This window comes from Vibrio pectenicida (assembly GCA_024347015.1).
In the GTDB taxonomy this organism is placed as follows: Bacteria; Pseudomonadota; Gammaproteobacteria; order Enterobacterales; family Vibrionaceae; genus Vibrio; species Vibrio pectenicida.
The window spans coordinates 3,146,448-3,169,070 of the sequence record AP024889.1 but is presented as its reverse complement, the minus strand read 5'-3'; the positions used below and the strand labels follow the sequence as shown (position 1 = coordinate 3,169,070).

The following is a 22,623-nucleotide window of genomic DNA, read 5'->3' as shown; positions in this document are numbered from 1 at the left end:
AAGTTGCAGTATTGAGATTGAGAGGTGACACATGAGTAATCTTAGCCCGACAGCGGCCAAAATTGCCGATATTGCGGAAAGCTATATTCAAAGCCGAGGCTTTAATGGTTTTAGTTTTCGCGACATACAAAATGAACTAGGCATTAAAACAGCCAGTATTCATTACCACTTCAAAACTAAGCAAGATTTAGCCAAGGTGGTGTTTGAGCGTTATCTTGAGCGTTACCGTACTCAGTTAAATATTATCAATCAACAACATAATGGTGCTGAAGATAAGCTGCGCGCTTTAGCCGCGGTGTTTGTCAATGTGCGAGACAGCAACAAATTGTGCTTATGTGGTATGTATGCCTCAGATATTTCATCTTTAGCTGAAGAAGTCACCCTACTGCTCAACCATTTTGTTGAGATGAATGAAACATGGATCACTCGCGTGGTAGAGCAAGGTGTTACAGACGGTGACTTTATAGATAGTCTTGATGCAAAAGCCTATGCACGGCTGTTTTTTACGTCCATGGAAGGAAGCATGCTTTTGTCTCAGTTTCAGACATCTGCCTATATCCAGAGTGTGGAGCAGGGTCTTTTGAATTTAATTCTAAAAACCGAAGAGTAAAAAGTTAGTTACCTTTTAGGGAGCTGGCCTCTAGTCATGTTGGCATGCTTTTAAACCGATAAACCACCCCTCTGAAAAATTTCATTGATTATCCCTATTGATTCTATTGTTGTTTCCCATTAAACAAATTTACTTATTGAAGATATAGTCTTTTTTGGGCAGAAAAGGGCTTTGAATATCTATTGACTACTCGATGAGTCAATGGGTTAGTATGCATTGGAGAGCAGCCATGCAGATGTCAAAAATATCTTCGTTTATTACAGTGGGCGTGTTTAGCGCATCGATACAAGCGCAAACTCTTACAAGAGATAATGGCGCACCGGTTGGCGACAACCAAAATTCCATCGTTGCTGGTGAAAATGGCAGCGTATTATTGCAAGACGTTCACCTTATCCAAAAATTGCAGCGCTTTGCGAGAGAGCGGATTCCAGAGCGAGTAGTACATGCGCGAGGTACAGGAGTTCATGGGGAGTTTGTTGCCTCTGGTGACTTTAGTGAACTTACAGCTTCCGCTCCTTTTGCTGATAGTGGCAAGGTTACACCAGTGTTTGTTCGCTTCTCGACAGTGGTCCACTCAAAAGGCTCCCCTGAAACACTTCGCGACCCACGAGGGTTTGCTACCAAATTTTATACTGAGCAGGGCAATTGGGACCTAGTGGGTAACAATCTGCCAGTATTTTTTATCCGTGATTCGATTAAATTTCCGGACATGGTGCACTCTCTAAAGCCATCGCCCGTGACCAATGTTCAAGATCCAAACCGATTTTTTGATTTCTTCAGTCATGAGCCAAGTTCAACCAATATGTTGACATGGGTGTATAGCAATCTAGGTACGCCAGCTAGTTATCGCACCATGAATGGCTTTGGTGTCCATGCTTACAAATGGATTAACACCCAAGGTGATGTTAACTACGTAAAATTTGAGTGGAAGAGCAAGCAAGGGGTTGAAAGCCTTCGCCCGAAAGAGGTTGCTAAAAAGCAAAGTCAGGATTTTAACCACCTAACTAATGACCTCTATACCGAGATTAGTCGTGGTAATTACCCTCAGTGGGACTTGTACGTCAAAATACTTTCGCCGCAAGAGCTTGGTAAGTTAGATTACAACGGCCTTGATGCGACTAAAGTGTGGCTCAATATTGCTGATAAAAAAATCGGCACTATGACGCTTAACAGAATACCCGAGAATTTCTTTTTAGAAACCGAGCAGTCAGCATTTGCACCATCAAATTTGATACATGGTATTGAACCATCTGAAGATCGCTTGCTGCAGGGGCGTTTGTTTGCCTACTCTGATACCCAGCTGTACCGCTTAGGCTCAAACCTTTTTCAATTGCCAGTGAACCGGCCGTTGGCACAGGTCAATAACCATAACCAAAACGGTGTCAGCAATAACGCTCTAAAGGCTAATGGCGATGTGAATTATGAGCCTAGCCGTCAGCTAGATTTGGCAGAGGACAAGCAATTTAAAGCAGTTGAAACCAAGCTAGCAGGCACTGTGATACAAAAAGCAATCAGTAACCCCCGTGATTTTTATCAAGCTGGCGTTTTGTATCGCAGCATGAGTTATCAAGATCAAAGTGACCTGATTGCAAACCTAGCGGGTGATTTAAATCAGGTTTTAGATAAGGAGACTAAGGAAACTATGGTCAGCTTCTTCTATCGCGCGGATAAAGACTACGGTACTCGCCTTGTAAAAGCGACTCACACCGATCTTGCGAGTGTAAAAAGTAAAGCCATGATGTAGCCAATAAATTTTGGCCTGCGGGAGATGTATCTGCTCTTTTCTGCCCGAAAACCAGGGTTCCCGTGGGCCACTTTTAACTAAGGTAAATAAATGAAAGCGTTAATATTACTTAGTTCAGTTGTTTTCTCGCTCAGCTTGTCGTTTAACTTGCTGGCAGCTAATGCCAATATCGAACAGGAATACCAATCTTTGGTTGGGCTATTTTTTGACGCGGCGAGGGTTGGCGACAATGAAGTACTTGAGACGTTTGTATCACAAGGCTTTCCAATCGATCAGCGCAATAATCAAAGTTACACCGCTTTGATGGTTGCGGCCTATCAAGGCAATAAAGACAGCGTTCGCCTATTGCTTGATTCAGGTGCAAATGCGTGTTTGCAAGATAAACGTGGTAACACTGCTCTAATGGGCGCACTGATCAAACGAGAAATAAGTATTGCCAGCGATCTCTATCAAGCTAAATGCTCGCCAGAGCTGCGCAATAAGGCAGGGCTAAATTTGCAAGAGTTTGCTCAAGTTTTTGGCCAATCTAAGGTACTACAATCTTTGCAACGCTAATTATCCATTGTTAAGTTGATATTAGATTAATCGTGAAACCAGCAGTTTCTGTGGACCGAGTTGATGCAGTTTTACCAACAAAGAAAGATGCTTAATATTAAACACGCCCTTATACTAAGGGCGTATTTTGTTGCTCTTTTACCCTCAGTGAGATTCCTAATATTATATCGCTCTACGATGTCTAATTTTGGCATAGGTCCGGTAGGATGTCTCAAACAGTCCAATTGCCCAACATATCGGACAACCACGCAGTAGGTATAAAGTTAATATACCTACGAATATCGATATTACAGGATGAGTAGATGATAATTTTATCGCAACCCATAACAGGCTAAGCCCTCCGCTTCCTCTGGCAATGTGTTCCAATAAAGAGCGGCTAGCAAACATAGTTTTTGGTTTCATACTTTTTTCTCAATTAAGCAAATACTCTCGTATCAACAATCTCGTACGATACAACTGACCTTTGATGCTCTCACGTGATCGCCCAAGCTGGTTAGCTATTTCCTCTATGCTCATCCCCTTCATATCTCGTAAAAGAACGACATGTCGGTAGTGCTCAGGGAGAGATTGAATTGCAGTAGTTAAGTCACAGCTAAGTTCAAATTGAGACTGGTGAGCCAGCTGCTCATCATTTTCCCAATCAGAGATGTCTTCTGCTTGGCGAATAAAAGACTCCGATTTAGTGCGCTGTGCAACTCGCGCGCATTCTCTTCTAACGATGGTAAACAACCAAGCGGGAAGCGAGGTCAGTACCTTGACTGCCCCAATTCGTCTAGATAGTATCCATAGCGTTTCTTGAACAGCATCGTCTATATCCGATGATGCGCAGCTTCGTTTGGCATATCGACGAATATCGGGCTGTGTTTTTGTCAGGAGCTCATTTAATGCGTTTGCATCACCCAATCGTGCGGATGCAAAAATTTCCGCATCATACTTTTCTGCTTGCATCATTTATTATTTACTCTTTCTGACCGCAAAAGAACACATTGGACAAAATCCAATAACGCCAGTCAAGGTAGTTACCACGCCGACTAGCGCGATAAAATAGCCTAAAGCTAGCCCAGATAATCCTATTAAGCCACATCCAATCATAGCTGTTCCTGCTATGCCACGAGTAGTTCGCTGCCAAAATGGTAGTTGCTTCCTATAAAACATATGTACTCCTAAATTGATGGTTTTGGGTGTATTACACACCTTCAACCTATAAGAGGCAGTTACATCCCAATTTGGGTCAAAAAAGATAAATTATTTATTTTCTCACCCTGTAAGTGTCTAAATTCGAACCTTTAATATGTTACATAACAACAATAATTTTTCTTGGCTAAGGAAGTCTATTTAGCATACATATTGATAGTAAATATCTAATAAAAATTAAATCATTATATTTAAATGCTATATCTAGTTTAGATAAAATACTTATGTAATTATATTGAATTAACTATCATTTTTTAAAAAATTAAATGTGATATAGTTTTAGAAAATAACTATGTATAAGTATAAATCACTCTGTAATTAAAATAAATATTAAATATTTTTACTTTCAATATATTTATTTTTTAATTTAAAATAAATAATTATGGCTAATTATTATTTACTCATCTTATTTACTTGATTAAGATTGTTCTTGGTTATTAAAACCAATCAACTAGTAAAAGGATTTATTATGTTTAAGAAGTTATTATTTCTTTCTTTTTTTGTCCCATGTTTAGCTTTTGCAAATGAAAGTGTTGTCAATCATTCGAATACAGATAATGTTGAAGCTTCAATGACTTCAATTCCTGGTGGCTGGACAGAGTACCGTACGACTTTTAGTAGAAACGAATATAATGCGTTTTATCAAGCATTAGATGGTTTGGTTGGTGTCTCCTATTCGCCTTTTGCGGTTGCATCTAGTGTAACGGCGGGAATGAGCTACAAATTTATTTGTAATGCACAGCCGACATACCCAGATGCGCCTAAGTATGCTGTAGTGGTTGAAGTTTATCAACCTATCAATGGTGTTCCAGAACTTGTCTCTATTAATGAAATTAATTGAAGTTAAATTTTTAAATACAACATATTAAGTGATTATTATGAATAAAATTATTATATCTTTACTTTCATCTCTATTATTAATTCCGGCTATAGCTATGGCTTCAAGTAGCACATTAGATAAAATATCTAAAAGTTCTGAAGTGAACAACTTAATGGGTAATAACTTTCTTATCCATGTGAAATATGTTAGCTCTGACTTTAGTAATGGTTACCATACTTACTATGAATTAAAGTATCAAGGTATGGACTCACCAAATTATTTTTGTGCAAATCTTAAAGTTGATGAAAGTACAAATGGTGGGATAGAAGTTGTTAATTATGTTGAGTGTGCACAATAGATTACCATCAGATTATTTTTTGCTACACATTTCACATGTTTAATTAAAGAAAGGAAGAGTTATTGCTCTTCCTTTTTAATCTAGCAGAATAATTATACCGCCTATTCTGCAGGGGTTATGGTTAGCTTAGCATTGGTAAAGCCGAGTAGCTCAAGTTCTTGTTGATCGAAATTACTGGAAACATCAAGCTGACCGGCTTTGTAATTTACTATTGATGTTGAATGTTTATTCCGATTGAGCGAGCTTTTATTTTCCACTGGTGTGGCTTGACCTATCTCTATGTTTCCTGCGAATTGAGATTCAGCGTAAAAGTCTCCAGATACATATGAGTGAAATGGTCGCAAGCTTGCTCCAGTAACATATTGCATGTTGCTAAGGCCGTGTTCATTGATTGCCCAGCTCCAGTCCCACCATTTTACTTCACCTGGAATGTAGCGATGATCCCATTGGTAGCGCAGATCAGCTGAGTTGTTACCGGTTCGGCCTATTGTAAAAGTATGGGCACGGGTAGGGCGGTTTTCCGGATGAGTAGACCAAGCGTTACCACTCCAGCGTAAAAATCCATTAAATTCTATGTCATAGCTGAGATTAGCGCCAAATCGATAGGGGTAAGAAATAGTTGAGCGATAAAGTTCAACTCTAATTGGGATTTCAGAATTTGCAGGTATGGTTGGTCTAGCTTGAAGCGTAACATGCTCACTACTTGAACCACCATTGGTACTGGAAAAGCTTTGGTTGGCCTCAAGACTAATAGTTAGTTTTGTATCACCAACTAAAGGCCATTTAAAGGTATTTTCCGTCGCAACCTTTTGGGCAAAACCGAAACTATTAGACTTTGACCAATTGGTGGATTCGTCAACTTTTAAATCTACAACAACTTGTTGAGGAACGTCAGTATAATTACGTGCAACAGCCGTGATTGTTTTTACTAATTCTTGCTCAGACTCTGTTACCAGACCATGCCAAAAATTATTGTTGTTAAGGGTATAGGCAAAATTCCCTATAGTGATTTTTGTTTTTTCATCACAGCGGTAACCATTACAAGTACCATCACTATTACCTTGAATCACCCAACTTTCACCTTTACGTCTTATATCCATATCTTCTCCGACATACTGGCTATGGTTACCCCCAACCCATGCATAACCTAAGTAATGAGCGAGGTAACTAAGTGGCCTTACAAAGTTTTCTTGATTGGTTACGAGTTGATGTTGGATATCAAGTTCATTGCCTTCACTGATAGACTTTGAAGCGTAGCGAGGTATTTCAGATATCGCTTGTTTGGGATAGCACCAAGTTTGATGGTTTGGTAGGTCTTGCTTAATTTGACCATAGTAATTAGCTCCCATAATGACCCAATTATCCTGTAAACCAGTGATTTGCCATTGACCCATTCGAGCAATCAGATAATCCTTTTGCTGCGCAGCTTCGAAGCGATCAATGGGACGATAACCTGAGCGGCAAGTGTCGTCACCAAGTGTATCGATAATAAGTTGGTCAGGATAGATTTTTGCTTGCACGCTTGTGGTTAACGCAGCAAGGATGATAGTAGCTAACACAGATATTTGCACGAAAGACATAGTTATTCCCCTTTATGTCTGGTGTTTATGAAGTTGTGCTTTATTGTTGAATTTTTGTTAATTCAACTTGGCTACCTTTCCACACTCATAAATAGTGAAGTATTGAAAAGAATTGAATTTTATTCCTGCTATGAATCAGCACCTTGTGTGGATTCTTTTATTGATATTGGGAAGCTGATGGAATATTTGCTCTAGCGATTGGCGAGTAGTTTGACTCTACCGTTATGCCTTTCACGGATGATTACGTAATCTTCTGCTGTGTAGAGGATATCTATATCGAGTGAATAGGGGTCATCATTGAGCAGTAGGTAGGGTGAAATTATTGCATCATCGATAATAGGTCTGAGGTTTTGTATTGAGAGTAAGTTAAGGCTACCTGAAAGGGAAAAACCGAATTGGTTGAACGACTTTGCTGTTCCGGCGAAACGAACCACAATAGGTTTTGTCATAGTGCTGTCTTGCAATGAAGCTAAGTGAACGACATTATTATTTTTAATGCGGGTTATACCGTCAGAGCGAAAGACACTGTGATCATCTTGGAGATAAATCTCAGTGTGTTGATAGTGATTACCTTCAACTGTGTTTGACCAAGGCAGAGCTAATACCAAAGCAAACACCACTATGGATAAGGCGGCTGTGAGATAAGGGACCATAGCTAATTTTCTTGCATGAAATCTGCGATGTATTCGGAAACGTAATTGAGCTGTCCTTTGGAATAGAAAATATTAATTGAGCGACTACTGTTTCTATCCATCCATGATAGCTCTGAGTATTGGTCGTTTTGTTCTAGATATACCACACAGTAGCATTGGTGTTGGGATAACAGCTGATGGATTGAGGGAGTTAGAGGCGTATTCTGAGCACTAATAACTTCAATCTTGCCGACCTTCTCTATTGTAAGTGAGTGCCTACTTTCTCCTTCCTCCCATTTCCAACCATACGACTTACTCAGCGATAATATAAAAGCAGCAAAAAGTAGGGTCAACGTGGTTAGATAACAGATAGCAGTCCTGTAGTGATAAAGAGTAACTATTGATTCATTTTCAGCTGTCGCTCTTAGTACGGGATTCGATAGGCTGCACACTATCTTCTTTTGATTTTGCGCTTGTTTGGACTCTGGCGTCTCATAGTCAATATAGTCAACGACAAGTCGATAACCCACTTTTGGCACTGTGACTATCGGTGACTCCTTCGTGCCGAGTTTTAATAGTGCATGTCGCAATGCGCTAATACTTTTAGCCAGAGAGGTTTCGCCAATATATTGATTTCCCCAAGCGTACTGAATTATGTCACTTTTTTTCACTACATTTGGAGAGTTCTGGATTAAGAGGTCAAGGACCTGTGCCTCTCGATAGCCAATTTTGGCTGTTAAATGGTCATTTGATAGTTTGTTGTTAACAGAATTAAATAAAATCATATCATCAGGTTTATGTGGTGAGCCAAACTTTCATTGAACATCACCAATGAAATGCTAACACAAGGTAAGTACATGAATGCATTTTGATCAATTGACGAATACTCGGCTTTGAATAGGTATGGCTCATTTGTGATATCCTTACCAATAATATGAACTAAGTTGCTTATTTTTTGCGATGTCATTTCAGCATGAGATGCCTGACTAATGGATCTCTCAAGTTATTTCTGTCCTATATTTAATGAGAAAGGTGTTGTTTACTGGGGAAATGTATGAGCTATAAAACGTTGATCTCAAGAATCAATGAATTGCCAAGGATCGAAAGTGTGCTTCAGGAACTTCTTGAGATGGTCAACAGTGATCAGATTGATTTTAGTGAGTTGGCAAAGAAAATGGCCATGGATCAAGTTTTGTTGGCTCGTGTATTGAGAATGGCTAACTCAGCTCAGTTCGGTGGTGTGAAGGGTGTATCTAATATTAATGATGCTATTGTCAGAATAGGTATTGGAGCAATTCGTAATCTTATTTCTTCTTCCATCCTTGCTTCTACCTTCCCCAAGCTAGAGACATTAAATATTAAAGACTATTGGGCAAGCACCTTTGAGGTGGCAACGATTGCTGGTGCAATAGCGAAAGAAGTTAAAGTTGATCCTAATGAAGCATTTATTGCTGGTATTTTACACAATATTGGTGAGCTTATGATTCATTCTCTTGAACCAGAAAAAGCTTTAGAGATCAATCAACTTGTTGAGAAAGGAGGTCATTCAGTTGAGGTGCAAAGAGAAGTTCTTGGTGCTGACTCCCAACAGCTTGGGGCGGCTCTAGCTGAAAGTTGGAAGTTTCCGGCAGAGTTGATTGATGCTATTGCTAATGTCAATCACCCTGGCAAAGCCGTTGAATCAAAAAGACTAGCTTGTTTGGTATTTCTGGCTCGGGATATTGATCTGCACTGGGATTCTATGTCAAGTGCTAAAGAAAAACAGAGCTATTTAAAAAAGCATAAAGCGGCTGTTGCTCTGAGTATAAAAACCAACCTTACTGAAAAACTTGATTTAGTTCGAGGCCAAGGAAGTGAAATGGCCTATCAACTATTTTAAATTTATTAGGGCGTGTTGACCTTTTGAGGATATTGTTCTTTTTTTCTAAATTTGATCTGCTGGGTTACAAGGCCAAAGACAATCAAGATAAGTCCTATTAATGTTGTCGGATGTATTTGCTCGCCGATGATATTGGCTAGCAATACCAAAGAAATGAATGGTGAAGCAAAGATAAGATTACTGATTCGAGCGGTATTTTGAGTGAGCTTTAATGCACTAAGCCACAGTACAAAAGTTATGCCCATTTCAAAAAAACCCACATAAGTAGCAGCAAGCCACCCTTGTGACGAAATACCGATCCAGCTATTTCCTTCAATCCAGCTTAAAATAATTGTACATGGAGTCGCTACAATAAAGCCGAGTAAAATACTAATGATGGGATCGGCTTTATTTTTAGTATTGAGGATCCAATAACCTGCCCACAATAAAGTCGATAGTAGTGCTAGACCAACACCTAATGGACTATCAAAGTTCATACTTAAAATATCACCTTTAGTTGCAATTACTATTACCCCGAAATAGCTTAAGCAGCATGTTATCCAATCTTGTTTACGTATTTTTTGTTTGAGGAATATAGCGGCCATCAAGGTTAATGTAATAGCCCAACTATAATTGATCGCTTGAGCTTGAGAAGCAGGAAGAAGCTCATAAGCCTTAAATAAAATGAGATAATAAGATAGCGGGTTGATAGCCCCGAGCAGTACATAGTAGAAAGGGTTAGCACAAAATACATTGCCGATAGATGACAGCTTTTTCTGATAGCTACATACAAGAGTTAATGCGAGTGTCGACACTATACTGGCTATAGTTAGCATTTGGATTGGAGATAGTTCGGCTAATGTTAACTTAAAAGCTGTGGCCACTGTAGACCATAGAAGTACAGCAGACAGGCCTAGACCAATAGCTCGACGTTCGTTCATGACATTTCCTTGTGTCAAAATATATAACTAGTCGCGTTAGTCTATCGGTTTGATATCTGACCGACAGACTGGACATTTATCCAGTAGTAAAATACCATTTAACTAATATCAAAAATATGAGTTAACTCCCTATTATGCAATGGATTCTAGATAACACTGCTTTTGTTATGGCCACATTAAGTTGTATGGCTTTGAGTGGTATCTTGGTTGGCTGGTGGGTTCGGCAACAGATGCACTTTGAACATAAACTCTTAAAACAACAACTGGAATCGAGTCAGCAACTTTTGAACGGCCAAATTAGTCAGTTGCAAAAAGAGCTGACTCAGGCGAATCAAGAGCTAGAGAATCTAGATAGTGAGCGTGATAAGGCGGCATATGAACTACAACAATCGCACGGTCAACTTATGACGGCACTTGAAAAACTACGCTATCTAGAAACAGTTAAGCAAGAACGCCAACATTATTCGACTCAGCTAGATCTTAGTCGAGAGCAAAAGGCTCAACTTGATGCTCAATTAAGAGAGCAAGATGCTCGACATAAAGAAGCAAATAAATCTAATCAGGAAAAGCTGCAAATACTTGAGCAGGCAGAATCTAGATTAAAACAACAATTTGAACATTTAGCGCATCAATTGTTTGATGATAAAACAGCAAAAGTTGATCAACAGAATCGACAAAGTTTGGAAGGGCTTTTGTCACCACTTAAAGAACAGTTGGAAAGCTTTAAAAAACAGGTTAATGACAGTTTTACCCTAGAAGCAAAAGAGCGTCATACTCTAGTTCATGAGCTAAAGGGTTTACAGAAACTAAATGAGCAAATGACCCAAGAAGCAGTTAACTTAACTCAAGCGCTCAAGGGGGATAATAAGCAGCAAGGAAATTGGGGCGAGGTCGTATTAGCGCGTGTATTGGCTGAATCTGGCTTACGGGAAGGGCATGAATACCAAACTCAGGTTAGTTTACAAGACGAAGCAGGTAAACGATTTCAACCGGATGTGATTGTCTATTTGCCGCAGAATAAGCAGGTTGTTGTGGATTCAAAAATGGCATTGGTAGCCTATGAGCGATATTTTAATGCACAATCAAATCAAGCAAGAGATAAAGCATTAAGTGAGCACCTGCTATCAATTAGAGCGCATATTAAAGGGCTATCACAAAAAGACTATCATAAGCTTAAAGGAATACAAAGTCTTGATTATGTGTTGATGTTTGTGCCTGTAGAACCTGCTTTTCAGCTTGCTATTCAAGCTGATCCAAGTTTGATTAAAGATGCGCTAGAACAAAATATCATTGTGGTTAGCCCGACAACTTTGTTGGTGGCGCTGCGTACAATAGATAATTTATGGCGTAATGAGCATCAAAACCAAAATGCTCAAGTTATCGCGGATAAGGCAAGCAAGTTGTACGATAAGTTGCGTTTGTTTGTCGATGATATGCAAAACCTAGGCGGTGCATTAGATAAAGCTAACCAAAGCTATCAAGGCGCAATGAATAAGCTTGTCAGTGGGCGAGGTAACCTTATTCGTCAAGCTGAAAGCTTTAAGCAACTTGGCGTTGAGGTGAAAAGACCAATATCTCAAAGTATTACTAGCTTGGCTCAATACGACAGTCCTGCGGAAAATAATCTCTTGAGTGAAAATGATTCTATCGCCCAAAGACAACAGGCAGAGGATAAAGTAAACTAATCTCTCGCAACGCTGAGCTCGTATTTATTCATAGCGTTGCTCGAAGAGGAATCAGCATGACGGATACAGGCGTGAAGTCGAACACAGCTTTAGAATCAAATGAAACGACCCACTTTGGTTTCACCACAGTAGCGAAAGAGGAAAAAGTCGCCAAGGTAGCACAAGTATTCCACTCTGTTGCTGCTAAATACGATATCATGAATGACTTGATGTCAGCGGGAGTTCATCGTCTTTGGAAGCGATTTACGATAGATTGCAGTGGTGTTCGACCAGGGCATCGTGTGCTTGATCTCGGTGGTGGTACCGGAGACCTAACGGCTAAGTTTTCACGTATTGTTGGCGAAAAAGGACATGTTATTTTAGCCGATATCAATAATTCAATGCTCAATGTCGGTCGTGATAAACTGCGTGATAGTGGTATTGTTGGTAATGTTCACTATGTTCAGGCCAATGCAGAAGAATTACCTTTCCCCGATAACTATTTTGATGCCATCACCATCGGTTTTTGTCTGCGTAATGTGACTGATAAAGACAAAGCTTTAGCGTCGATGTTTCGTGTATTGAAACCAGGTGGCAGACTATTGGTACTAGAGTTCTCTAAGCCAACATTTGAGCCATTGTCAAAGCTATACGATGCGTATTCTTTCCATTTATTACCTAAAATAGGAGAGTTGGTGGCTGATGATGCGGAGAGTTATCGCTATTTAGCTGAGTCTATTCGAATGCACCCTGATCAGGGTACATTGGAAGGTATGATGGCAGAGGCGGGTTTTGAAAATACCAGTTACCACAATTTAACAGGTGGTATTGTAGCCCTTCATCGTGGTTACAAGTTTTGAGGTAAAAAGACTGTTATGCTATTTGAACCACTTGTGACAGCATCAATAGAATCGACTCTTAACACTTTGATTAACGATGATCCTGAGCTTGTACGTCGTTTATCTAGACTGAAAGGTCAGGTAATCCAAGTTCATTTGAGAGAGCTCAACAAAATCATTACCTTTGTGTTTAGTCAGCAAATCGATGTGCTATCCGGCTACGAAGGTAAACCAGATTGTTACCTATCCCTTAACCTTGCTATCTTACCCGAGCTGCGTGAGCAATCGAATATTACTAAGTTGATTAAGCAAGATAAATTGACGCTGGAGGGAGATATTAAGTTAGCACAACAATTCTCCCAACTTATGATTGACTGTAAACCTGATATTGAAGAATGGTTATCAAGAATTACGGGTGATGTAGTAGCGCATAGCTTAGTTCAAAGCGCGTCTGACATAGGACGATTTATCAAGACGAAGGCAGAAAAACATCGTAATCACCTTGCTCAAGCTATGACTGAAGAGTGGAAGTTGGTCCCAGCACCTTTGGAGTTAGCGCATTTCTGTGATCAAGTAGATGATGTAGTCAGTTGGGCCGCTCGTATTGAAATGAAATTGAATAAACTGGCGGAACGCTTATGACTCCAGCTGAATTAAGACGTCTTTATCGAATTATCAAGGTTCAGCTTGAATATGGTTTAGATGAATTCCTCCCTGAGCATCAATTAACTAAAGCCCCACTGATTGCCAGAAAAGCTTTGTTCTGGATTAAAAATAAACATGTAGATAAAGAATTGGGAGAGAGGCTGCGTTTAGCTCTTCAAGAGTTAGGCCCGGTATGGATCAAGTTTGGTCAGATGATGTCAACACGACGCGATTTGTTCCCTGCCAATATTGCTGATCCCCTAGCGCTTCTTCAGGATCAGGTGTCACCTTTTGATGGTCAGTTCGCCAAAGAACAGATTGAACTGGCACTGGGTGGTCCGGTTGAAAACTGGTTTACAGAATTTGATATCGAGCCGCTTGCTTCTGCATCCATTGCTCAAGTACACACGGCAAGACTGAAGTCGACTAGCCAACAAGTCGTGTTAAAGGTCATTAGGCCAGATATTCGCCCAGTTATTGATGCTGATCTAAAACTCATGTATCGAATGGCACGTATAGTTGCAAAAGCTTTACCTGAAGCACGGCGTTTGAAGCCGGTAGAAGTTGTTCGGGAATATGAAAAAACCCTACTTGATGAATTGGATTTGCAGCGAGAAGCGGCGAATGCTATTCAGCTAAGAAGAAATTTCGAAGACAGCGAAGAATTGTATATTCCTGAAGTTTTTACGGACTTTAGTAATAAAAATGTCATGGTTTCTGAGCGAATATATGGCATCCAAGTGTCAGACATTGATGGATTAAAAGCGAATGGCACTGATATGAAGCTGTTAGCTGAGCGCGGTGTTAGTGTGTTTTTTACTCAAGTGTTCCGAGACAGCTTTTTTCACGCAGATATGCACCCAGGCAACGTATTTGTTAATCCAGAGCATCCGGAGAATCCACAATGGATTGGTTTGGATTGTGGCATAGTGGGTACATTAAACACAGAAGATAAGCGTTATTTAGCAGAGAACTTTTTAGCCTTTTTTAATCGCGATTATCGCCGAGTTGCTGAGCTACACGTAGAGTCGGGTTGGGTTCCACGACAGACGAACCTTGATGAATTTGAATGTGCCATCAGAGTGGTATGTGAGCCTATTTTTGCGAAGCCATTGTGTGAAATTTCTTTTGGCCATGTGTTACTGAATTTGTTCAATACTGCTCGTCGCTTCAATATGGAAGTTCAGCCGCAATTGGTCTTGTTACAGAAGACCTTATTGTATGTTGAAGGGCTAGGTCGTCAACTGTATCCCCGACTTGACTTGTGGCAAACCGCTAAGCCATTCCTTGAGGAGTGGATGATGAATCAGATTGGACCTAAAGCTCTATTGAATGCAGTGAGAGACCGAGCGCCATTTTGGGCTGAAAAATTGCCAGAGTTGCCTGAATTGTTGTATGACAGTTTGCGCCAAGGCAAAATGATAAATCAGCGTATGGATCAGCTGTATTATGGCTATCGTGCCAGTAAGCGTAACCAGATGACAGGAAAGTTTTTATTTGGGATTGGAGCGACATTAGTCGTATGCTCAGCCATATTGGTAACCAGCCCATATGAGCAGCTATCGTTGGTCACAACCATTGGTGGTGTATTATTTTGGTTGTTTAGTTGGAAAGCCTATCGTCAATAGACGATAGACTTTATTGGTTTGGATTAGTTTGAGGTATAGAAAATGGGTGGTATTAGTATTTGGCAACTTCTTATTATTGCCGTCATTGTGGTTCTTTTGTTCGGTACCAAGAAGCTACGGGGTATGGGTGGCGACTTAGGCGGCGCGGTGAAGGGGTTTAAGAAAGCTATGAGTGAGGATGAATCAGCGAAGAAAGATGCAGATTTTGAGCCTAAACATATCGATCAGCAGAAAGCGGATGCTACTGCCGAAAGTAAAAAAGATAAAGAGCAGGTATAACCAGTGTTTGATATCGGTTTTTGGGAGCTGGTATTAATCTCTGTCGTTGGACTAGTCGTTCTGGGACCTGAGCGCTTGCCCCATGCTATTCGTAGTGTATCTCGCTTTGTGGGCTCTGCGAAAAAAATGGCTAATAATGTTAAAGATGAAATATCTCATGAGCTAAAAGTACAAGAGCTACAAGAAAACTTGCGCAAAGCTGAAAAAATGGGGATGGAAGAGTTGTCTCCAGAACTTAAGTTATCTGTTGATGAGCTCAAGCAGGCAGCTCAAGATGTTCAGCATCCTTACTCCAAGGCAAAGGAAGTGATAACAGAAGCTGGAGATACGGAAGAAGTAGAGAAGACTCGAACTTCTGACGCTAAAGTCCCTCCAGACAATGAAGCTTTAAGTGGTGAATCGGTACCTTTAGCAGACAAAAAAGTTGAATAGTTTTACTTTGAGTAGGAGTGGTTGTAAGCGACTCCTGTGTATATTTTCCAGTAGGGGTTTTCATGCCATCTGTTGAGCAAACGCAGCCTTTGATTAGTCATCTTTTGGAACTGCGTAGCCGTTTGCTTCGTGCACTCATCGCTGTCTTAGTTGTATTTATTGGGTTGGTCTATTTTGCAAATAATATTTATGAGTTTGTCTCTGCGCCACTTATAGAGCGCCTGCCAGAGGGGGCGACTATGATAGCTACAGATGTCGCATCACCTTTTTTTACTCCACTTAAACTGACTCTAATTGCATCAGTTTTTGTTGCGGTGCCTTTTATCTTATACCAAGTGTGGGCTTTTGTTGCTCCGGGGCTATATAAACATGAGCGCCGCTTAATTATGCCACTTTTGTTTTCCAGTTCATTGTTGTTTTATTGTGGTGTCGCTTTTGCTTACTTTGTGGTTTTTCCCTTGGTGTTTGGTTTTTTTACTGCAATTTCATTGGGTGGGGTAGAGTTTGCAACCGATATCTCGAGCTACTTGGATTTTGTTTTGGCTCTTTTTCTTGCATTTGGAATTGCTTTTGAAGTGCCGGTAGCAATTATTTTATTGTGTTGGACAGGAGCAACTGATCCTAAAAGCTTAAGTGAAAAGAGGCCCTATATCATTGTGGGAGCCTTTGTGGTTGGTATGATGCTGACGCCACCTGATATTATTTCCCAGACATTACTAGCGATACCTATGTGCTTGTTGTTTGAAGTGGGGCTGTTTTTTGCACGGTTTTATATGGGTACCCAAGCAAAGAACTCTAAAAGTTGATTTTCTTACATAAAAGACAATTCCACGTCATATCAAAAATAAGTTATTTGCGTTTTTAGTGGTAGTGTTTATAACTTCTTCCAGAGTACTTTCTCGTAATTCAGCAATTCGCTTTGCAACTAATGAAATGTAAGCTGGCTCATTGCGCTTTCCTCTATGCGGAACCGGTGCCAAATAGGGGCAGTCAGTTTCAAGCAGGATGTAATTCATATCTAACGACGGGATGACTTTATCCATGCCGCCATTTTTGAATGTGCTTACCCCGCCAAGACCAAGATGAAACCCTAAGCCATTAATGGCTTTAGCTTGTTCTATATCACCACCAAAACAGTGAAATACACCAGAAAGTGAGCCATCTTGCTCCTGACTTAGCAAGTCTAGCGTTTCTTGTATGGAGTCCCGGGTGTGGATTACAACGGGCAGTTTCATCTCTTTGGCCCAGTTCAACTGAGTAGTAAAAGCTTTTTCTTGTTCAACTTTGTACGTCTTGTCCCAATAAAGGTCGATACCAATTTCGCCAACAGCAATAAAAGGATGCTTTTCAAACCAGTTATGAATTATTTGTAAAGTATGATCAATATTTGCATCAACATAACATGGATGAAGTCCCATCATAGAATGACATACATCAGGATAAGCAGCTTCGGTTTGCAGCATGGGTTGGATAGATTCAATATCTATGTTGGGCAGCAAGATTTTATCTATGCCTTGGGCGAGTGCTCTTGCTACAACCTGATCGCGGTCATTATCAAATTCGCTGGCATAAATGTGCGCGTGAGTATCGATCATTGTTTGTCTCTTTAAAGCTTGGTTGGCCAGAGTATACGGCAGTGTGAGCATTTGGTCATTTTTTGTATTTTTATCACTTGCTGCTAGCCTAAGGCCTCAGGAGTGATATTATGCAAATCAAGCACTTTCACCACATAAGGAGAATACAGTGTCCGTTTCCATTCAAGGCCAGTTTCCTGGTCGCCGTATGCGCCGTATACGCAAGCATGATTTTAGCCGCCGCCTTATGGCTGAGAGTCAAGTGACCGTCAGTGACTTGATTTATCCTATGTTCATTTTGATGGGTAAAGATCGTCGTGAGACAGTAGAGTCTATGCCTGGAGTTGAGCGCTTATCTATTGATCTGATGTTAGAAGAAGCGCAGTACCTTGCTAGATTAGGGGTACCTGCAATTGCTTTGTTCCCAGTGGTGAATCAAGATGCTAAAAGCTTGTGTGCTGCAGAGGCTTATAATTCTGAAGGTTTGGTGCAGAGGGCTGTACGCTCATTGAAAGAGCATGTGCCGGAAATTGGTGTTATTACTGATGTGGCTTTGGACCCTTTTACTACCCATGGACAAGATGGAATTATCGACGAAGAAGGCTATGTCCAGAATGATGAGACAACAGAAGTGTTGATAAAACAAGCCTTGTCCCATGCCGAAGCGGGCGCTGATGTGGTTGCTCCATCAGATATGATGGATGGGAGGATAGGAGCTATTCGTGAAGCACTAGAAGACGCTGGATATATTAATACTCAAATTATGGCTTATTCGGCCAAATATGCATCTCATTACTACGGACCATTTCGAGATGCAGTTGGCTCTGCGAATAACCTCAAGGGTGGTAACAAAAATAACTATCAGATGGACCCTGCTAATAGCGATGAGGCCGTTCATGAAGTTGCTATGGATATCAATGAAGGCGCGGATATGGTTATGGTTAAACCAGGTATGCCTTATCTTGATGTTGTACGTCGGGTTAAAGCCGAGCTGAAAGTACCGACTTTTGCGTATCAGGTGTCAGGTGAATATGCTATGCACAAAGCGGCTTTTCAAAATGGTTGGTTAAAAGAGCGTGAGACTGTGATGGAATCATTACTTTGTTTTAAGCGCGCAGGTGCTGATGGCATCCTAACTTATTTTGCGAAGGATGTGGCTGAATGGCTGGCACAAGACAATGCTGAGCCAGGCAAGTTTTTATAATCAGTACAATAATCTTATTTATTCTTACAAAGGCTGACAATTGTCGGCTCTTTTTTTTGGGGTGAAATGAGCATCGAATGTCGTATCGGCACGCTTGAGGAGTGTGTTGAGCTTGTACAACTTATTCATGAGTTTGAGCAAAAAGAGTCTGTCGAGAGCTTGACTAATCGCTTAATTGGTAAGCAGTGCCTGATTCAAATCGCTGAAGAGAGTGGGCAATTGCTAGGTTTTAAGATTGGTTATGAAATAGATAAATCCATCTTTTACAGCTGGTTTGGAGGGGTCTCTCCATTGGCTCGCAATAAGGGAGTCGCGCAAAGTCTGCTTGAATATCAAGAATTGTGGGCTAAACAGCATGGCTATTCACAATTGAAGGTAAAATCTCGCAATCAATTTCCAAGAATGATCAAGTTATTGATTAATAATGGCTATTTGATAGAAGGGTTTGAAAGAAAACCACTATTAACTGATTCTCGAATCCATTTTATTAAACAAATACAGCTATGAGATCAAAATAAATGAGACTTTTTCTCATTTAACACTTGACGATTTAAATGAGAATAATTATTATTTATCTTGTCTTAGGGAATAAGAGAAGTTTACCAAGATGTAGATTTGCTTTTTTCAAATGAATACGGCAAAGATACAAAATGCGCGAACTTTTACTGATTCAATTTGACACGACATTGCTCACATTGCTTCCAGTGTAATTTATAGCTTTATGTTAAAGCATATTGTTCAATATAGAATGCTTTAACAAATTTTTGCTAGGCGACATCAAATCGATGTCGCTTTTTTTATGCCTAACATTCCATATTTATCCTTCGGTTTAAAAAACAGCTAAATCAGAGAAATTCAACCAAGCCTTGAATAAAAGGACACCAATAGTCTTTTCCACAAGTAAGGATCTTTTGTTGATCTGGTTTTTATTTGGAGATCTTAAGTTTTTCTTATATAAAACATATAATTATATAGTTTAATGTCGTTTTTGTTACTGTGTTAAATTGATGAGCACAAATACTATAAACAGACTTATCCACAGAAGGGGGGGGAGATCGATCTAGCTTGTTAACAGATCTAGAGCAGATGTGATGAGTTAACATGGATCCCCTGATAGAGTCGTGGCATTCTAAGCAGATCTTTTTCCCTTGGATGCTTAAACTATGGCTCGTATTCCTGAAAATCCATTGATTTTAATTGATGGCTCTTCGTACCTTTATCGCGCATTTCACGCCTATCCTGGCACTATGACCAATGGTGATATACCAACAAATGCTGTGTATGGCGTAGTGAATATGCTGCGCAGTATGATGCGCCAATTTTCTTCACAACGTATCGCTGTTGTGTTTGATGCTAAGGGAAAAACATTTCGTGATGACATGTACCCTGAGTATAAGGCTAATCGTCCTCCTATGCCTGATGATTTGAGGTGTCAAATTGAGCCTCTTCATAAGGTTATTAAAGCAATGGGGTTACCGCTAATCTGTGTACCGGGTGTTGAAGCTGATGATGTGATCGGAACACTTGCCTCGCAAGCATCACAAGCTGGGGTACCGGTTTTGATTAGTACAGGTGATAAAGATATGGCCCAATTGGTTGATGATAACGTCACCCTGATTAATACCATGACGAATGTGGTTATGGACCGTGAGGGAGTTATTGAAAAGTTTGGTATCCCACCTGAATTAATTATCGACTACTTAGCCTTGATGGGCGATAAGGTCGACAACATTCCTGGTGTTCCAAGCGTTGGTGATAAGACAGCAACGGCATTACTGCAAGGAATTGGTGGCCTAACAAAGTTGTATAATAACCTTGATCAAATAGCTGCACTTGGCTTTCGTGGATCTAAAACCATGGCAAAAAAGCTCATTGATAATAAAGAGAGTGCATTTTTATCTTATGATCTCGCGACGATTAAGTTAGATGTCGAGTTAGATAATTCGCATGATTCTTTACTCAAATCAGAGCCCAATACTGATGAATTGATTGAACTTTATGGTCAGCTAGTGTTTAAGTCTTGGCTCAATGAAATATTGGAAGGTGGTAGTGGTGCTATCGTTGCAGATGATAAATCTAACGCCGTTGCAGGCACTGGGAAATTATCTTCAGCTAGTGATGTAGATATACCCGCAGTGACAATTGATCGCAGCAGTTATGAAACTATTCTCGATCAACAAACATTCAATGTTTGGTTAGAGAAGCTTAAGGCTGCTGATGTTTTTGCTTTTGATACTGAAACGGACAGTCTTGATTATATGGTAGCCAATTTAGTCGGTGTGTCATTTGCTACTGAAGAAGGAACTGCTGCCTACGTACCTGTTGCTCATGATTACCTTGATGCTCCTCAGCAGTTAGATCGCAATTGGGTTTTAGAGCAACTTAAGCCGATTCTAGAAAATGACGCATTGGCTAAAGTGGGTCAAAACCTTAAGTATGATGCTAGCGTATTGTCGCGTTATAACATTGAAATGAAAGGAATAAAACACGACACCATGCTTGCATCTTACGTATACAATAGCGTTGGAGGTAAGCATGATATGGACAGTTTAGCACTGCGTTTCCTTCAACACAGTTGTATCTCTTTCGAGCAGATTGCTGGTAAAGGTAAGAAGCAACTTACTTTTAATCAAATTGAGTTAGACGAGGCGTCACCATACGCTGCTGAAGATGCGGATGTTACTCTTCGCTTACATAATTGTCTTAGGGAAAATATTAATAAGGATGATAAGCTAAGAGTTATTTATGAGCAGGTTGAAATTCCTCTCGTTCCCGTGTTGTCACGAATGGAGAGAGCGGGAGTATTAATTGATGACATGAAGCTTACTGCGCAATCTCAAGAGATTGCTCTACGCCTTGATGAACTACAGCAGAAAGCTTTTGAAGTTGCGGAGCAGGAGTTTAATATGAACTCACCAAAGCAACTGCAAGCTATTTTGTTTGATAAGATGGGCTTACCAGTCATCAAAAAAACACCTTCGGGCTCTCCTTCGACCAACGAAGAAGTCTTGCAAGAATTAGCATTAGATTATCCGTTACCCAAACTGATTTTAGAGTATCGCGGGCTAGCAAAACTAAAATCTACATACACAGATAAACTACCGAAGATGATTAATTCGCAAACGGGACGAGTCCATACTTCATATCACCAGGCAGTGACAGCAACGGGTCGTTTGTCTTCAACAGATCCTAACTTGCAAAATATTCCTATCCGCAATGATCAGGGGCGGCGTATTCGTCAGGCGTTTGTTGCACCGCATGGTTATAAAATTATGGCGGTCGACTATTCTCAAATTGAATTGCGTATTATGGCTCACTTATCTGGTGATAAAGCATTACTTGATGCTTTCCAGCAAGGTAAGGATATCCATGCTGCGACAGCAGCTGAAATTATTGGTGTTGGTATCGAACAAGTTTCAGCAGAACAGCGGCGGCGTGCTAAAGCGGTAAACTTTGGTCTTATTTATGGAATGAGTGCCTTTGGTCTTGCAAAGCAACTTGGGATTCCGCGTAATGAAGCTCAACAGTATATGAATACTTATTTTGAGCGCTACCCGGGAGTTATGCAGTATATGGAAGATACCCGAAGTACGGCGGCTGACCAAGGTTATGTAGAGACACTTTTTGGTCGTCGCCTCCATTTACCAGAAATTAAATCACGTAATGGTATGCGTCGCAAAGCGGCAGAACGGGCGGCGATCAATGCTCCTATGCAAGGTACAGCTGCCGACATTATTAAAAAGGCGATGCTACTCGTCGATCAATGGATTGAGGAGCATGGAGATGGAAGAGTTAAGTTACTTATGCAGGTTCACGATGAACTTGTTTTTGAAGTTGAAGAATCAGCTTTAGCTGAAATTGAAATTAAAGTACAAGAATTAATGGAATCTGCGGTAAATCTTGATGTTCCTTTAGTTGCTGAGACGGGCCATGGAGATAACTGGGATCAAGCGCATTAGGTAAAAGTTATTTAATTTCATATAAATAACATTAGCCAGCAAGTTAATTGTTGGCTTTTTATGCATATCAAAGCCGCGACCACTTTACATTTTTTGTAGTTAAATAA

23 protein-coding genes are annotated in these 22,623 nt (G+C 40.3%); 16 read left to right on the top strand and 7 right to left on the bottom strand.

What is annotated here, in order from left to right:
• The first annotated feature begins 31 nt into the window (after window positions 1-31).
• The 3 genes from OCV27_RS14610 (at window position 32) to OCV27_RS14600 (ending at window position 2,909) form a co-directional block, all read left to right on the top strand.
• A complete protein-coding gene (locus tag OCV27_RS14610; protein WP_125322246.1) occupies window positions 32-610 on the top strand; it encodes a TetR/AcrR family transcriptional regulator in 579 nt (192 codons plus the stop codon).
• A 229-nt stretch (window positions 611-839) separates the two neighbouring features.
• Window positions 840-2,354 carry a catalase KatE1 gene (gene katE1, locus OCV27_RS14605; RefSeq protein ID WP_125322251.1) on the top strand — a complete coding sequence of 505 codons (1,515 nt, stop codon included), beginning with the start codon at window positions 840-842 and terminating at the stop codon, window positions 2,352-2,354.
• Window positions 2,355-2,444: 90 nt separating this feature from the next.
• A complete protein-coding gene (locus OCV27_RS14600; protein ID WP_125322247.1) occupies window positions 2,445-2,909 on the top strand; it encodes an ankyrin repeat domain-containing protein in 465 nt (154 codons plus the stop codon).
• Between the two features lie 411 nt (window positions 2,910-3,320).
• Here OCV27_RS14600 and OCV27_RS14595 read toward each other — a convergent pair whose 3' ends face one another.
• Window positions 3,321-3,860, bottom strand: coding sequence for an RNA polymerase sigma factor (locus OCV27_RS14595; RefSeq protein ID WP_221740616.1), 540 nt, complete (start codon window positions 3,858-3,860; stop codon window positions 3,321-3,323).
• Between the two features lie 3 nt (window positions 3,861-3,863).
• Window positions 3,864-4,064 (bottom strand): YgaP family membrane protein, encoded by a 201-nt coding sequence (locus OCV27_RS14590; protein WP_125322249.1) that lies wholly within the window; start codon window positions 4,062-4,064, stop codon window positions 3,864-3,866.
• 508 nt (window positions 4,065-4,572) lie between these two features.
• On the opposite strand from OCV27_RS14590, the gene OCV27_RS14585 reads away from it, so the two are divergent.
• Together OCV27_RS14585 and OCV27_RS14580 are read left to right on the top strand one after the other, a co-directional pair.
• Entirely contained in the window at window positions 4,573-4,944 is a 372-nt protein-coding gene (locus OCV27_RS14585; protein ID WP_221740639.1) for a hypothetical protein, read from the top strand.
• A 37-nt stretch (window positions 4,945-4,981) separates the two neighbouring features.
• The gene (locus OCV27_RS14580; protein WP_337969180.1) at window positions 4,982-5,281 is read left to right on the top strand and encodes a hypothetical protein; all 300 of its coding nucleotides are present in this window, start codon (window positions 4,982-4,984) and stop codon (window positions 5,279-5,281) included.
• A gap of 101 nt (window positions 5,282-5,382) precedes the next feature.
• Here OCV27_RS14580 and OCV27_RS14575 read toward each other — a convergent pair whose 3' ends face one another.
• The 3 genes from OCV27_RS14575 to OCV27_RS14565 all read right to left on the bottom strand — a co-directional run bounded on the left by OCV27_RS14575 (window position 5,383) and on the right by OCV27_RS14565 (window position 8,278).
• The gene (locus OCV27_RS14575) at window positions 5,383-6,861 is read right to left on the bottom strand and encodes an aerolysin family beta-barrel pore-forming toxin (RefSeq protein ID WP_125322835.1); all 1,479 of its coding nucleotides are present in this window, start codon (window positions 6,859-6,861) and stop codon (window positions 5,383-5,385) included.
• Window positions 6,862-7,052: 191 nt separating this feature from the next.
• The gene (locus OCV27_RS14570) at window positions 7,053-7,514 is read right to left on the bottom strand and encodes a hypothetical protein (RefSeq protein ID WP_125322836.1); all 462 of its coding nucleotides are present in this window, start codon (window positions 7,512-7,514) and stop codon (window positions 7,053-7,055) included.
• 2 nt (window positions 7,515-7,516) lie between these two features.
• Window positions 7,517-8,278: a winged helix-turn-helix domain-containing protein gene (locus OCV27_RS14565; protein ID WP_125322837.1), complete on the bottom strand. Its 762-nt coding sequence runs from the start codon at window positions 8,276-8,278 to the stop codon at window positions 7,517-7,519.
• Between the two features lie 269 nt (window positions 8,279-8,547).
• On the opposite strand from OCV27_RS14565, the gene OCV27_RS14560 reads away from it, so the two are divergent.
• On the top strand, window positions 8,548-9,372 hold the full coding sequence (locus OCV27_RS14560; RefSeq protein ID WP_125322838.1) for an HDOD domain-containing protein: 825 nt from the start codon (window positions 8,548-8,550) through the stop codon (window positions 9,370-9,372).
• Window positions 9,373-9,377: 5 nt separating this feature from the next.
• On the opposite strand, the gene OCV27_RS14555 is transcribed toward OCV27_RS14560, so the two are convergent.
• The gene (locus tag OCV27_RS14555) at window positions 9,378-10,292 is read right to left on the bottom strand and encodes a DMT family transporter (protein ID WP_125322839.1); all 915 of its coding nucleotides are present in this window, start codon (window positions 10,290-10,292) and stop codon (window positions 9,378-9,380) included.
• A gap of 134 nt (window positions 10,293-10,426) precedes the next feature.
• Here OCV27_RS14555 and rmuC point away from each other — a divergent pair, with 134 nt between their 5' ends.
• The 7 genes from rmuC (at window position 10,427) to tatC (ending at window position 16,585) form a co-directional block, all read left to right on the top strand.
• Window positions 10,427-11,977, top strand: a complete 1,551-nt coding sequence (gene rmuC / locus OCV27_RS14550; RefSeq protein WP_125322840.1) for a DNA recombination protein RmuC — start codon at window positions 10,427-10,429, stop codon at window positions 11,975-11,977.
• A 56-nt stretch (window positions 11,978-12,033) separates the two neighbouring features.
• The gene (ubiE, locus tag OCV27_RS14545) at window positions 12,034-12,816 is read left to right on the top strand and encodes a bifunctional demethylmenaquinone methyltransferase/2-methoxy-6-polyprenyl-1,4-benzoquinol methylase UbiE (RefSeq protein ID WP_125322841.1); all 783 of its coding nucleotides are present in this window, start codon (window positions 12,034-12,036) and stop codon (window positions 12,814-12,816) included.
• Window positions 12,817-12,831: 15 nt separating this feature from the next.
• Window positions 12,832-13,437, top strand: a complete 606-nt coding sequence (locus OCV27_RS14540) for a ubiquinone biosynthesis accessory factor UbiJ (protein ID WP_125322842.1) — start codon at window positions 12,832-12,834, stop codon at window positions 13,435-13,437.
• On the top strand, window positions 13,434-15,068 hold the full coding sequence (gene ubiB, locus OCV27_RS14535; RefSeq protein ID WP_125322843.1) for a ubiquinone biosynthesis regulatory protein kinase UbiB: 1,635 nt from the start codon (window positions 13,434-13,436) through the stop codon (window positions 15,066-15,068). Before OCV27_RS14540 ends, ubiB begins: the two co-directional genes overlap by 4 nt.
• Window positions 15,069-15,110: 42 nt before the next feature.
• Window positions 15,111-15,347: a Sec-independent protein translocase subunit TatA gene (gene tatA, locus OCV27_RS14530; RefSeq protein WP_125322844.1), complete on the top strand. Its 237-nt coding sequence runs from the start codon at window positions 15,111-15,113 to the stop codon at window positions 15,345-15,347.
• Between the two features lie 3 nt (window positions 15,348-15,350).
• Window positions 15,351-15,779 (top strand): Sec-independent protein translocase protein TatB, encoded by a 429-nt coding sequence (gene tatB, locus OCV27_RS14525; RefSeq protein WP_125322845.1) that lies wholly within the window; start codon window positions 15,351-15,353, stop codon window positions 15,777-15,779.
• 62 nt (window positions 15,780-15,841) lie between these two features.
• Entirely contained in the window at window positions 15,842-16,585 is a 744-nt protein-coding gene (gene tatC, locus OCV27_RS14520) for a twin-arginine translocase subunit TatC (protein ID WP_125322846.1), read from the top strand.
• A 27-nt stretch (window positions 16,586-16,612) separates the two neighbouring features.
• Here the strand turns inward: tatC and OCV27_RS14515 are convergent, their stop codons facing one another.
• Complete coding sequence (locus OCV27_RS14515) at window positions 16,613-17,374, bottom strand: TatD family hydrolase (RefSeq protein ID WP_125322847.1); 762 nt, start codon at window positions 17,372-17,374, stop codon at window positions 16,613-16,615.
• A 148-nt stretch (window positions 17,375-17,522) separates the two neighbouring features.
• On the opposite strand from OCV27_RS14515, the gene hemB reads away from it, so the two are divergent.
• The 3 genes from hemB (at window position 17,523) to polA (ending at window position 22,516) form a co-directional block, all read left to right on the top strand.
• Entirely contained in the window at window positions 17,523-18,557 is a 1,035-nt protein-coding gene (gene hemB / locus OCV27_RS14510; protein ID WP_125322848.1) for a porphobilinogen synthase, read from the top strand.
• Between the two features lie 66 nt (window positions 18,558-18,623).
• Entirely contained in the window at window positions 18,624-19,064 is a 441-nt protein-coding gene (locus tag OCV27_RS14505) for a GNAT family N-acetyltransferase (RefSeq protein WP_125322849.1), read from the top strand.
• A 656-nt stretch (window positions 19,065-19,720) separates the two neighbouring features.
• On the top strand, window positions 19,721-22,516 hold the full coding sequence (gene polA / locus OCV27_RS14500) for a DNA polymerase I (protein WP_125323418.1): 2,796 nt from the start codon (window positions 19,721-19,723) through the stop codon (window positions 22,514-22,516).
• Window positions 22,517-22,623: the final 107 nt, after the last annotated feature.